The following is a 12,542-nucleotide window of genomic DNA, read 5'->3' as shown; positions in this document are numbered from 1 at the left end:
AATAATCACGCCCGTCGCACGCGCCTGTCGTCAGCCGAGCAGTTCGCTCATCGGGATAAAGCGCACGGGATCGCCTTCAGCCAGCGTGGCACCTTCTAGCACCTGGGCCAGCCCCTCGGCCCAGGCTGCGCTGCGCAGCACCCCCGAACTCTGGTTCGAATAGGGCACCACGCGACCGTTTTCCAGGCGCGCGCGCAGAAACTCGCGGCGCTTGCCCGGTTTGGGCCAGGTGAAACCCGCCGGCACGTTGAAGCCCAGGGGCTCGACCTTCAGCACGCCCAGGCGGCGCAGCAGATAGGGGCGCGCCAGCAGACCGAAGGTCACCAGCGTCGAGGCCGGATTGCCCGGCAGGCCGATCACCGGACGGCCGCGGAATTCGCCGACGGTCAGCGGCTTGCCCGGCTTGATCGCCAACTTCCACAACGCCAACTCGCCGACTTCGCGCAGAGCGATGCCGAGAAAATCCGCTTCGCCAACCGACACCCCGCCGGTGGACAGAATCAGGTCGACATCATCCAGCTCACCGAGGGCCTGGCGCGTACGTTCAAGATCATCGGGCAGGATGCCGGCATCGATGACTTCGCAGCCCAGGCGCTGCAGCCAGGCAACCAGCAGATAACGGTTGCTGTTGTAGATCTGCCCGGCGCCCAGTTCATGGCCAGGCTCGACCAGCTCATCACCGGTGGACAGCACCGCCACCCGCGGTTTGCGGCGGACCGACAGCTGCGCCAGGCCGATGGACGCCGCCAGCCCCAGCTCGATGGGCCCCAGCCGCGTGCCCGCAGCCAGCAGCGTTTCGCCCTTACGATTTTCCTGACCTTGGGGGCGGATGTTCTGAGCGACCTTCAGTGTCTGGTTGAAGTGCACGCGCCCGTCGTCACCGACGCTGACGTTCTCCTGCATCTCCACCGTATCGGCGCCCTCAGGCACCGGTGCACCGGTGAAGATGCGCGCACAGGTGCCGGGCCGCAGCGCATCGGGCGCCATGCCGGCGAGGATGCGCTGGCTGACGTCCAGCGGCTCGCCCTGCCAATCGGCCAGGCGTAATGCGTAGCCGTCCATGGCGCTGTTCGGCCAGGGCGGCAGATCAAGGCCGGCGACCATGGGTTCGGCCAGCACGCGACCATCGGCTTCAGCCAGGTCGACTCGCTCGTACTCGACGATCGGCGCGGCCTCGGCCAGTTCCAGCAGCCGAGCCAGGGCCTGTTCCACCGGCATCAACGGGGAATGCGCCTCGCTCATCCGCGGCTCTCACACGGCGCGGCGAGCTTCAGGTGTGGCACGAAATTGCACGGGCGATGACGCGCATCGAGCTGTTCGGCGAGGATGCCGTCCCAGCCGGTGCGGCAGGCGTTGGTCGAGCCCGGCAGGCAGCACACCAGAGTGCCGTTGGCCAGGCCGGCCAGCGCGCGGGACTGGATGGTCGAGGTGCCGATGTCGGCGGTGGAAATCTGCCGGAACAGCTCGCCGAAACCATCGACCTGCTTGTCCAGCAGGCAGGCCACCGCTTCCGGTGTACTGTCACGACCGGTGAAGCCGGTGCCGCCGGTGATCAGCACCACCTGCACGACGTCTTCGGCGATCCAGGTGGCGACCTGGGCGCGAATCTTGTAGAGGTCGTCCTTGAGCAGCACCCGCTCGGCAAGGTTATGGCCCGCCGCCTTGAGGCGGTCGACGAAAAGTTGCCCGGAGGTATCGGTTTCCAGCGTGCGGGTATCGCTGACCGTCAGCACGGCGATATTCAGGGGCACGAATGGCGCATCGGCCTTGTGGCTCATGGCAGGCTTCCAGTTGTGGTCGACAAAGGCCGGTGTTATACCACAGCGCCACCTCCGGAGACCCCGCCATGCCCGCCACCGCAATGCCCCAGCCCTTCTCCGTGGTACTGCTCGCAGGCGGCCGGGGCCAGCGCATGGGCGGCCTGGACAAGGGCCTGGTCCACTGGCAGGCGCGGCCGATGATCGCATGGCTGCACGAGGTGGTTCGCCCACTCACCGACGACCTGATCATCTCCTGCAACCGCAACGAGGAGAACTACGCGGCCTACGCCGACCGCCTGGTCGGCGACGACAGCGCTGACTATCCGGGCCCACTGGCCGGCATCCGAGCCGCCCTGCAGGTCGCCCGCCACCCGTTGCTGCTGGTGCTGCCGTGCGATGCCCCCAGGGTCGACCGCACGCTGATCGAGAGCCTACTCGCCCTGGCCGAGGATCGTCCGGTCATGGCACAGCGCGACGGTTACTGGGAGCCGCTGTTCGCGGTCATACCCCGCCGCCTGCTGCCATCATTGGAAGAGGCCTGGCAGGCTGGCGAGCGTAGCACCCAGCGCTGGCTGCGCGCCCACCAGCCCGCGGCGCTGGTCTGCGAGACGAATGATCCGCGCCTGAGCAACCTCAACTCGCCCGACCTGCTCGACTAAGAACCTGTTCAGAGTGTGCTGCACGTCGGCACTGCGGCGTTAAAAACAGGCTCGGAAAGCCGCTTGCGGCTAACGCACTTCAGTGCGGCCCGAAGGGCGAGCGGAGCGAGTAATGCTCATTTACAGCTCATAAACTCCGCGTCCTCGCCTGTTTTGCGGGGCCGCCTAGGCCTTGCATTGCTCTAGCTCGCGAGACTTTGAACAGGCTCTAAGGCTTGCAGCGGGCGCGTCATCCGAGCATAAATAGGGCGGAACTTGAGCTTGGCGCTTTCGTCTGAGCCAAGGTAATCACTCAGCTTCGATTTAGGAGACAAGCCATGAAGCAACGGACTACCGCTGCGTTTCTACTCGCCTTCGGCCTGGTTACCCTGGCAGGTTGCTCTACCCCGTCGGTGATCACCCTCAACGATGGCCGTGAAATTCAGACCGTCGACCGTCCCGACTTCGACAAGGACACCGGTTTCTACGAGTTCGAGCAGTTGGATGGCAAACGCACCAAGGTCAACAAGGACCAGGTTCGTACCGTCAAGGAGCTGTAAGCGTCTTTTCTACTCAAGGGCGCATGCCGAACGCGGCGCCCTGATTAAAAATTTTTGCTAACCCCTTGTGCAGCAAAAGTTTTTGAGTAGAATTTGACGCATTCGGAGTGTAGCGCAGCTTGGTAGCGCGTCTCGTTCGGGACGAGAAGGTCGCAGGTTCGAATCCTGTCTCTCCGACCAAATCCCAAAAAAACCGGCCCTGGTGGCCGGTTTTTTCGTTTCTGGCATTCAACTCTCGGGGATCAGCCCTCACCACCTCCACCGCAGGCGATGAGTTCGATCAGGCCCATCTGGTACCACTTGTTCTGGCAACTCCAGCCATGCTCGAACGTCCAGGCACTGGCGGTGCCGCTGAATGCTATTCCTGCTACCAACGCTGCGGCCAGCGTCAGGCTGCGTGAGCGCGCTTTCTTCATGCGTTTCATGGAAACCTCACCATTCGTCCAGGATTGATAAGCGGTGCCACGCGTTACAGTTTCGACCACGCGAAGCGCTACCCGCCCGGTAATGCTCCTGCCGAACCCTGCCACGCTCAATAGAACAGGTGACCTAAAGGCGAGGTGCCAGCCCAGTTTCATGCGCCCATAAAAAAGCCCGCCACAAGGGCGGGCCAATGACCCTCCCTATTCGGGAGAGCCGACGACATTGCTATCAGGAAGCTTTGCTGGTGTTTTCGGCAGGCACGTTCACCACATCAGGACGACCACCGGAAGCCAGCTCGCGCTGCAGGGTGTCTTCGTCCAGTTCCTTGCACCACTTGGCGACCACGATGGTAGCCACGCCATTACCGACCAGGTTGGTCAGTGCGCGGGCCTCGGACATGAAGCGATCGATACCCAGGATCAGCGCCAAGCCGGCGACCGGCAGGTGGCCGACAGCGGACAGGGTGGCGGCCAAAACGATAAAGCCGCTACCGGTGACGCCAGCAGCGCCCTTGGAAGCCACCAGCAGCACCAGCAGCAGAGTGATCTGATGGGTGATGTCCATCGGCGTGTCGGTGGCCTGGGCAATGAACACTGCGGCCATGGTCAGGTAGATCGAGGTACCGTCGAGGTTGAAGGAGTAACCGGTAGGAATCACCAGACCAACGACCGACTTGTTGGCACCGAGCTTTTCCATCTTGGTCAGCATGCGCGGCAGGGCCGACTCGGACGACGAGGTACCCAGCACGATCATCAGCTCTTCGCGGATGTAACGGATCAGTCGCAGTACGCTGAAGCCGTGGGCTCGGCAGATACCGCCCAGCACAATGAGTACGAAGAAGAAGCAAGTGATGTAGAAGCACATCATTAGCTGGCCCAGCTGCACCAGCGAACCGACGCCGTATTGACCGATGGTAAATGCCATGGCGCCGAAAGCACCGATGGGCGCGAGCTTCATGATCATGTTGATGATGCCGAACATTACATGGGCGATGCGATCGATGAACTCGAGGACCGGGCGGCCGAACTCACCCATGCGCTGCAGGGCGAAAGCGAAGATCACCGAAAAGAACAACACCTGCAGGATGTCGCCGTTGGCAAAAGCGCCTACCACGGTGGACGGGATAACGTTGAGCAGGAAGCCAATGGTGGTCTGCGCTTCACCGGCCTGGGCGTAAGCCGCGATCTTGCTGGCGTCCAGGGTGCTTGGGTCGACGTGCATGCCAGCACCGGGCTGCACCACATTGACCACGACCAGGCCGATAATCAGAGCGATGGTGGACACGACCTCGAAGTACATCAGAGCGTAGCCACCGGTCTTGCCGACCGCCTTCATATCCTGCATGCCAGCGATACCACTGACCACGGTGCAGAAGATGATGGGCGCGATGACCATCTTGATCAGTTTGACGAAACCATCGCCAAGGGGTTTGAGGGCAACGCCGGTTTCAGGATAGAAGTGACCGAGAATGATGCCGATGGTGATGGCGGCCAGCACTTGGACATAGAGCATCTTGTAGAACGGTTGACGGACAACGTCATTCGTTGTGGCAGTCATGGTGAATCCTCTTGGGCGCGGCAATGACATCCAGCAACGTCCGCACCACTTTTCTTGTTTAGGCGCAAACCCTCCTGACCTGGAGGGATTTGTTATCGGCACGCGTCAAGCGAGCTTGCAACCGAAACAGCAAGCGCCATGCCACACAAGAAAAAACGGGATAAACCATTGTTTAACATGGTTTTAAAGGAAAAATAACGACACAAATCAGAAGCCGATGGCGGTTTTCCGCACGGCGCCGGCAAGGCGCATGGCGGATTCCCACCAAGGCTCCAGGTCACTCAGATACGCACGCGGAACGCCGCCCCACCAAGCTCGGAGTCTTCAAGAAACAGTTCCCCGCCGTAGCTCTCTATGATGTCCTTGACCACCGCAGTGCCGATGCCCTGCCCCGGGTGCTGGGCATCCAGGCGCTCGCCGCGGCGCAGGATGCGCTCGCGCTGATCCACCGGCACGCCCGGCCCGTCGTCCTCGACACAGATATGGCAGGCGCCGTCGGCGATGGCAGCGCTGATGCGCACCTGGCCCAGGCACAGGCGATAGGCGTTTTCCAGCAGGTTGCCCAGCAACTCCAGCAGCGCGGCGCGTTCCATGGGAATTTCCAGCCAGGCATCGAAGCGCCGCTGCACGGTGACCTGCTTGTCCCGGTAAACCTTGTCGAGAGCATCGCAGAGGTTGTCCAGCACCTTAGCAAGTGACACCCGATGACGCACCAGACCGCTCTTGCGCAAGCTGGCGCGCTGCAACTGGTAGCCGATCTGCTGGCTCATGCGCTCGATCTGCGTCTGCAGGATATACGCCTGCTCGCGGTTCTCAGGCTTGGCTGCGATCACTTCGGTGGCGCCCTGCAGCACCGACAATGGGGTTTTCAAGCTGTGCGCCAGGTCGTCCAGAGAATGGCGATAGCGCTCGCGCTGCTGGCGCTCGCTGTCCAGCAGGCGGTTCAGCGAGCCGGTAAGGCGCAGCAACTCGAGCGGGTGTTCTTCGCTGAGACGCTCGCGGGCACCGCTTTCCACGTCGTCCAGTTCCTGACGTAACCCGCGCAGGCTGCGAAAGCCCCAGGTCAGCCCGAACCACAACAGGCCCAGGAGCAGCAGCAAGGCGCAGCCGAGCCACAAATAGAGCTGCTTCATGAAATCGGCATACAGCGCCTGGGTCTCGCTGGCCGGCTGCATGGTGACGATGCTGAACGCCGCATCCTGGCCGCGCAGCAGCTTGATCTCCACGTCATAGATGTAGAACTCGCGGCCCTGGCGGTCCACGGTACGCAGCAGCACGTCGCCGCGCCCGTCATAACGCGGCATGTAGGAAACCGAAATGTCCCGCGTGGACGGCGATTGCCAGACCAGCTGCCCCTCGCGGTCATAGATGAAGCCCAGCAACTGGGCATCGGGGAGGTTGAATTCTTCGTCGGGCAGCTTGCTGGGCATGCGCAGCTTGCCGTCATCGGTGCGGGCGGCAGAAATCAGTGCGCCGGTATCGGCGGCCAGGCGTTTCTCGACAGATTTTTCCAGAGCGATCAGAAAGGCGCCCCGCAAGGCGGGCAACAGCGCCAACATGAACAGCACGGCAATCACGGTGCTGCCAAGCATCAGGCGCAAGCGCAGGGATGACACCCAGCGTCGTCTAAGCCGCGCCAGTGCAGCGATCATCGGCAGCGCTCGGTGAACAGGTAGCCCTGACCACGCACGGTTTCGATCGGTTTGAAGCCGTTGCAGCTTTCTAGCTTGCGACGCAGGCGACCGACCAGCACTTCGATCACGTTGGGATCGCGCTCCTCGTCATCGGGATACAGCTGTTCGATCAGGCGTTCCTTGGGCACCACCTGCTGGTGGTGGCGCATCAGGTATTCGAGGATGCGGTATTCGTATGCGGTCAGGCCCATACCAGTCCCCTCGATCAGCGCCTGCTTGCGATTCATGTCGAGCAGCAGAGGGCCTGCTTCGATGGTCGACTGAATGAAGCCGGAGGAGCGGCGCAGCAGCGCATTGAGGCGCGCTTCGAGCTCTTCGAACTGAAAGGGTTTGACCACGTAGTCGTCGGCGCCGGAGGCCAGGCCTTCGACCTTGTCCTGCCAGTTGCCGCGGGCGGTGAGAATCAGAATGGGAAAGGTCTTGTCGCGGCTACGCAGCTGGCGGATCAGGTCCAGCCCGCTGATACCTGGCAGACCGAGATCGATCACAGCCAGATCATGATGGTATTCGTCGACGCGATACAGCGCTTCCTCGGCGTTAGCGACCGCGTCCACCACGTGGCCTTGTTCGCCGAGTCGGGTATACAGATGATGACGCAGCAACGCCTCATCCTCCACGACCAGCAATTTCATCGTTGCATGTCCTCTTCATCATGAATGAAGTCGGGTCGCCCATTGGACGACCCGAACTCTTTACAGACAAGACTTAGAACTTGTAGTTGGCACCCAGGTACCACTGACCGCTGCTATGCAGATCGAGGGAGCCGACCTTGCCTTCGCCGTGCGGTGCGAATTCGGTGCTGGCGTTGGTGCGCAGGTAACGGTAGCCACCTTCGATGGAGGCGTTCTCGTTGACTTCCTGCAGCAGACCCGCCTGCAAGCCGGCAGCATACCCGACATTGCTGTCACGCGAGACACCGGAGCTGTTCTGCTCCAGCTTGACGAGACCCAGGGTGCCACCGCCGAACAGCTTGGTGCCGTTCTCGTTCAGCGGCAGGAAGGCGTCGTAGCTGCCGAGCAGGTTCTGCTGGCGCAGCTTGAGGCCGTTGTTGCTGCCGGAGATGTATTCGTAGGTGCCGTAGTAACGGCCGGCGTCATTCTGCTGACCGGCACGGATGCCCCAGGTGCTCTCGTTGTTGATGACGCTGTCGAAGTTCGGGTTGCCCAGGTTGGCATTGAGCGCGTCGGACTTCTGGATGTTGTTGCTGGTCTGGCCCCAGGTGAAGCCGGCGAAGTTGTTGTCGGCATGAGCGGTGGCTGCAGCGCCGAATACCAGGGAAGTAGCCAGAGCCAGTTTGGTCAGAGTCGCTTTCATGGAGATGCCTCTCGAATGGCAGTGGGTTAATGAAAAACTCGAGAATCATCCTGCCTGCCAGCCACTGAACCCTTCCTGAACCCTCGCTGAACCTCGCCTGAACGATGGGTCTGATCCGACTATTGCCTTGTACACGCTCATTCGCAGCAGCCAGATGACCAGCCCAGCAGTGCCACCTATCCGGCTGGTAAGCAGCCGGCCGGCGCGGCAGAATGCTGGACATGATTCAGACCTACCTGCCCCGTTGCTGCAGCCCCCTCGCCGATCACTGGCCGTTCACGCGGCCACTGGCCGGCGTGCATCTGATCAGCACCCATTTCGACCCTACCCGACTCGACGAAGGTGACTACCTGGCCGCAGGCGTGCCACCGGTGCGCGGCGTCGCCAAACGCCAGGCCGAGCACCTGGCCGGGCGCGTTTGCGCTCGCGAAGCGCTGTATCGGGTCATCGGAGTGGCCAGCGTACCGGCAGTCGGTGAGGACCGGGCGCCGCAATGGCCGGCGCAGGTCAGCGGGTCGATCACCCATGGCCAGGGCTGGGCCGCCGCCATCGTCGCGTCCGCCCGGGATTGGCGAGGGCTGGGCCTGGACGTCGAGCAGCTGCTGCCCAGTGAGCGCGCCGAGCGGCTGGTGGGCGAGATTCTCACCCCCGATGAGCTGGTGCGGATCGCCGAGTTGAGCCCAGAGCAGCGCGCGTGGCGGATCAGCCTGACCTTCTCGCTCAAGGAGAGCCTGTTCAAGGCGCTCTACCCGCTGGTGCTCACGCGCTTCTATTTCCAGGACGCGGAATTGCTGAGCCTCGATACGCAGCGGGGAACCGCTACCTTGCGCCTGCTGCAAACGCTGAGCCCCGACTGGCCAGCCGGCAGCCAAGTGTCGGGCCTGTACGCCGAAATTGAAGGCCGCCTGCTGAGCCTGGTGGCAATCGCCAACTGAAGGCATAAAAAACCAGGCGCCGATTGCCAGCGCCTGGTTCTGTTTTCCTCCGTGATCAGTGATCGACCGCAGCACCAGCGCCGCGTGGCACACGAATGTCCTCGACCAGGTGCTGGATATGCTCCGGCGGTGGCGCGGTCATGCGCGATACCACGAAGGCCACGATGAAGTTGAAGATCATCCCTAGGGTGCCGATGCCTTCCGGCGAGATGCCGAACCACCAGTCATTGGCGGTAGCCGTCGGGTTGATGAACTTGTAGTAGATGATGTAAGCAAAGGTGAAGGTCAGGCCCACGACCATCCCGGCAATCGCTCCTTCCTTGTTCATGCGCTTGTAGAAAATGCCCATGACGATGGCCGGGAAGAACGAGGCGGCCGCCAACCCGAAGGCGAATGCCACCACCTGGGCGACGAAGCCCGGTGGGTAGATGCCGAACAGACCGGCGATCACCACCGCCAGGCCCGCGGCAATCCGCGCCGCCAACAGCTCCTTCTTCTCGCTGATGGTGGGCATCAGGTTACTCTTGAGCAGGTCGTGGGAGATCGAGGTGGAAATCACCAGCAGCAAGCCCGCAGCCGTGGACAACGCTGCTGCCAGACCACCAGCGGCGATCAGGGCGATCACCCAGCCCGGCAGGCCGGCGATTTCCGGGTTGGCCAACACCATGATGTCGTTATCGACATACAACTCGTTGCCCGCCGCGGTCGGCTCGTTGGTCAGCATGCGTTGACCCACGTCGCCGCGCTCGGCGCTGTAGGTCGGCTTGCCGGCGAACGCTGCGCCTGGGCCGTACTGGATGACACCATCGTTGTTCTTGTCCAGCCAACCGATCAGGCCAGAATTTTCCCAGGTCTTGAACCAGCTCGGCGCCTCTTCGTAGCTGACGTTGGGAATGCTGGTCAGCAGGTTGGTACGGGCGAAGGCGGCGACCGCAGGTGCAGTGGTGTACAGCACAGCGATGAACAGCAGCGCGTAACCGGCCGACTTTCGTGCATCCTTGACCGTCGGCGTGGTGAAGAAGCGCACGATCACATGGGGTAGACCGGCGGTACCGACCATCAGCGCCATGGTGATGAAGAACACATCGGTGGTCGACTTGCTGCCATCGGTGTAAGGCGTGAAGCCCAGCTCAGCGCCCAACCCGTTGAGCCGTTCGAGCACGCTCTGGCCTGTGCCGGTCACCTCGCTGCCGAAGCCCAGCTGCGGGATCGGGTTGCCGGTGATCATGATCGAGATGAAGATCGCCGGCACCATGTAGGCGAAGATCATCACGCAGTATTGCGCCACCTGGGTGTAGGTGATGCCCTTCATGCCGCCGAGCACGGAATAGAAGAACACGATGGCCATGCCGATGACCACACCGGTTTCGATGCTCACTTCCAAATAACGGGAGAAGACGATACCGACCCCGCGCATCTGCCCCGCCACGTAGGTGAAGGAAATGAAGATCACGCAAACTACCGCCACCATGCGCGCCGTCTGCGAGTAATAACGGGTACCGATGAATTCCGGCACGGTGAACTTGCCGAATTTGCGTAGGTAAGGCGCCAGGCACATGGCCAGGAGCACGTAACCGCCGGTCCAGCCCATCAGGTAGACCGAGCCGTCATAGCCGGCGAAGGCGATGATGCCGGCCATGGAGATGAAGGACGCCGCCGACATCCAGTCCGCGCCCGTGGCCATGCCGTTGAGCACCGGGTGCACGCCCTTACTGGCCACGTAGTATTCGCTGGTCGAGGCGGCGCGCGTCCACAGGGCGATGCCGATGTACAGCGCGAAGGTCGCGCCGACGAACAGGTAGATCAAAAACTGTGTACTCATGGTCGCGGCCTCAGTCTTCGTGAACGTCGTACTTGCGATCGAGGCGGTTCATCATCCACACGTAGTAGAAGATCTCGATCACGAACACGTAGATGGAGCCTTGCTGGGCGAACCAGAATCCCAGGGGGAAGCCGAAGGCGTTGATGGTGTTCAGCTGATCGACGAAGAGCACGCCGCAGCCGAACGAAACGACGAACCAGATCACCAGCAGCCAGAGCATCAGCCGCAGGTTTTCCTTCCAGTAGGCCGTGGCGGCCTCTTGTTTGGACATGGCCATGATTTTTCCTCGGGGTTGTTATTGTTCTAATGGCGTTTTGAACCTAGCAGCCCCGAACCACCGCGTTGTTCGACTTTAGTCGCATGGCCCGGCGCACATACAAATGAGCCAGGGCACAGCCCTTCTAGTTCGCGGCCTGACCGCCGAACACGCGCGTTTTTCAGTGCCGACCAAGACGTGACAGGATGTGACGACAGCGGCCGCATGCATCGCTTCCCACCGCCGCCGGGGCAAATCCGATAAACTCGGCAGATTGCCGTCCGGAGTGCCCCATGCGCGAAGAATTGAATCAAGGCCTGCTCGACTTTCTCAACGCCTCCCCTACACCGTTTCATGCCACCAGCAGCCTGGCTATGCGCCTGGAAGCCGCCGGTTACCGCCAGCTCGACGAGCGCGCGCCTTGGTACACCGAAGCAGGTGGCCGCTATTACGTGACCCGCAACGACTCCTCGATCATCGCCTTCAAGCTCGGCACCCGCTCGCCGGTCGAAGGCGGCGTGCGCCTGGTCGGCGCCCATACCGACAGCCCCTGCCTGCGCGTCAAGCCCAACCCGGAGCTGGAGCGTCAGGGTTATTTCCAACTCGGCGTCGAGGTTTACGGCGGCGCGCTGCTGGCCCCCTGGTTCGACCGCGACCTGTCCCTGGCCGGCCGCGTCACCTACCGCCGCGACGGCAAGGTGGAAAGCGCACTGATCGACTTCTACCAGCCGATCGCCGTGATCCCCAGCCTGGCCATCCATCTCAACCGTGAAGCCAACCAAGGCTGGGCAATCAACGCCCAGAACGAGCTGCCACCGATCCTCGCCCAGCTGGCTGGCGCCGAGGGTGCCGACTTCCGCGCCCTGCTCAGCGAGCAGCTGGCGATGGAGCACGATTTCAACGCCGATGCGGTGCTCGACTACGAGCTGAGCTTTTACGACACCCAGAGCGCCGCCGTGGTGGGCTTGAACCAGGATTTCATCGCCAGTGCGCGTCTGGACAATCTGCTGTCCTGCTACGCCGGCCTGCAGGCGTTGCTCGACGCCGGTGACGAGGAAACCTGCGTGCTGGTCTGCACCGACCACGAAGAGGTCGGCTCCAGCTCGGCGTGCGGCGCCGATGGCCCGATGCTCGAGCAGGTGCTGCGCCGCGTGCTGCCCCAGGGTGACGACTTCGTGCGTACCATCCAGCGTTCGCTGCTGGTGTCGGCCGACAACGCCCATGGCGTGCACCCCAACTACGAAACCAAGCACGACGGCAATCACGGGCCCAAGCTCAATGCTGGCCCGGTGATCAAGATCAACAGCAACCAGCGCTACGCCACCAATAGCGAAACCGCCGGCTTCTTCCGCCACCTGTGCCTGGAAAACGAAGTGCCGGTACAGAGTTTCGTGACCCGCAGCGACATGGGTTGCGGCTCGACCATCGGCCCGATCACCGCCAGCCAGCTCGGTGTGCGTACCGTGGATATCGGTCTGCCGACCTTCGCCATGCACTCGATTCGCGAACTGGCCGGCAGCCAGGATCTGGCGCACCTGGTGAAAGTGCTGGGCGCCTTCTACAACAGCCATGACCTGCCCTGA

Annotated in this window: 13 protein-coding genes and 1 tRNA gene; 5 read left to right on the top strand and 9 right to left on the bottom strand. The window is 62.3% G+C overall.

From position 1 onward, the window contains the following. Positions 1–30: 30 nt before the first annotated feature. Together PVA39_RS10025 and moaB are read right to left on the bottom strand one after the other, a co-directional pair. The gene (locus tag PVA39_RS10025) at positions 31–1,242 is read right to left on the bottom strand and encodes a molybdopterin molybdotransferase MoeA (RefSeq protein ID WP_274123944.1); all 1,212 of its coding nucleotides are present in this window, start codon (positions 1,240–1,242) and stop codon (positions 31–33) included. After that, the gene (gene moaB, locus PVA39_RS10020) at positions 1,239–1,778 is read right to left on the bottom strand and encodes a molybdenum cofactor biosynthesis protein B (RefSeq protein WP_013792019.1); all 540 of its coding nucleotides are present in this window, start codon (positions 1,776–1,778) and stop codon (positions 1,239–1,241) included. The genes PVA39_RS10025 and moaB overlap by 4 nt, the downstream gene beginning before the upstream one ends. Positions 1,779–1,846: 68 nt before the next feature. Between moaB and mobA the strand changes: the two genes are divergently transcribed. The 3 genes from mobA to PVA39_RS10005 all read left to right on the top strand — a co-directional run bounded on the left by mobA (position 1,847) and on the right by PVA39_RS10005 (position 3,138). Next, positions 1,847–2,419 (top strand): molybdenum cofactor guanylyltransferase MobA, encoded by a 573-nt coding sequence (gene mobA / locus PVA39_RS10015; RefSeq protein WP_274123943.1) that lies wholly within the window; start codon positions 1,847–1,849, stop codon positions 2,417–2,419. Between the two features lie 317 nt (positions 2,420–2,736). Further along, entirely contained in the window at positions 2,737–2,958 is a 222-nt protein-coding gene (locus tag PVA39_RS10010) for a YgdI/YgdR family lipoprotein (RefSeq protein WP_013792021.1), read from the top strand. A gap of 103 nt (positions 2,959–3,061) precedes the next feature. Beyond that, positions 3,062–3,138, top strand: a tRNA-Pro gene (locus tag PVA39_RS10005). 62 nt (positions 3,139–3,200) lie between these two features. Here the strand turns inward: PVA39_RS10005 and PVA39_RS10000 are convergent. The 5 genes from PVA39_RS10000 to PVA39_RS09980 form a co-directional block, all read right to left on the bottom strand. Continuing rightward, entirely contained in the window at positions 3,201–3,383 is a 183-nt protein-coding gene (locus PVA39_RS10000) for a hypothetical protein (RefSeq protein WP_274123942.1), read from the bottom strand. Between the two features lie 226 nt (positions 3,384–3,609). Further along, positions 3,610–4,938: a dicarboxylate/amino acid:cation symporter gene (locus PVA39_RS09995; protein ID WP_274123941.1), complete on the bottom strand. Its 1,329-nt coding sequence runs from the start codon at positions 4,936–4,938 to the stop codon at positions 3,610–3,612. 281 nt (positions 4,939–5,219) lie between these two features. Next, on the bottom strand, positions 5,220–6,590 hold the full coding sequence (locus PVA39_RS09990; RefSeq protein WP_274123940.1) for an ATP-binding protein: 1,371 nt from the start codon (positions 6,588–6,590) through the stop codon (positions 5,220–5,222). Further along, complete coding sequence (locus PVA39_RS09985) at positions 6,587–7,264, bottom strand: response regulator (protein WP_274123939.1); 678 nt, start codon at positions 7,262–7,264, stop codon at positions 6,587–6,589. Before PVA39_RS09985 ends, PVA39_RS09990 begins: the two co-directional genes overlap by 4 nt. A gap of 73 nt (positions 7,265–7,337) precedes the next feature. Continuing rightward, positions 7,338–7,946: an outer membrane protein gene (locus PVA39_RS09980; RefSeq protein ID WP_093501844.1), complete on the bottom strand. Its 609-nt coding sequence runs from the start codon at positions 7,944–7,946 to the stop codon at positions 7,338–7,340. 221 nt (positions 7,947–8,167) lie between these two features. Here PVA39_RS09980 and PVA39_RS09975 point away from each other — a divergent pair, with 221 nt between their 5' ends. Continuing rightward, the gene (locus PVA39_RS09975; protein WP_443200960.1) at positions 8,168–8,881 is read left to right on the top strand and encodes a 4'-phosphopantetheinyl transferase family protein; all 714 of its coding nucleotides are present in this window, start codon (positions 8,168–8,170) and stop codon (positions 8,879–8,881) included. A gap of 55 nt (positions 8,882–8,936) precedes the next feature. Here the strand turns inward: PVA39_RS09975 and PVA39_RS09970 are convergent, their stop codons facing one another. Beyond that, the gene (locus PVA39_RS09970; protein ID WP_274123937.1) at positions 8,937–10,703 is read right to left on the bottom strand and encodes a sodium:solute symporter family protein; all 1,767 of its coding nucleotides are present in this window, start codon (positions 10,701–10,703) and stop codon (positions 8,937–8,939) included. Positions 10,704–10,713: 10 nt separating this feature from the next. Then, positions 10,714–10,980 (bottom strand): DUF4212 domain-containing protein, encoded by a 267-nt coding sequence (locus PVA39_RS09965; protein ID WP_274123936.1) that lies wholly within the window; start codon positions 10,978–10,980, stop codon positions 10,714–10,716. A gap of 272 nt (positions 10,981–11,252) precedes the next feature. Here PVA39_RS09965 and PVA39_RS09960 point away from each other — a divergent pair, with 272 nt between their 5' ends. Further along, positions 11,253–12,542: a M18 family aminopeptidase gene (locus tag PVA39_RS09960; protein ID WP_274123935.1), complete on the top strand. Its 1,290-nt coding sequence runs from the start codon at positions 11,253–11,255 to the stop codon at positions 12,540–12,542.

The organism is Pseudomonas sp. CNPSo 3701 (genome assembly GCF_028674975.1).
Lineage (GTDB): Bacteria > Pseudomonadota > Gammaproteobacteria > Pseudomonadales > Pseudomonadaceae > Aquipseudomonas > Aquipseudomonas straminea.
The sequence above is the reverse complement of the archived record's forward strand: the minus strand, read 5'-3'. Positions and strand labels throughout refer to the sequence as shown.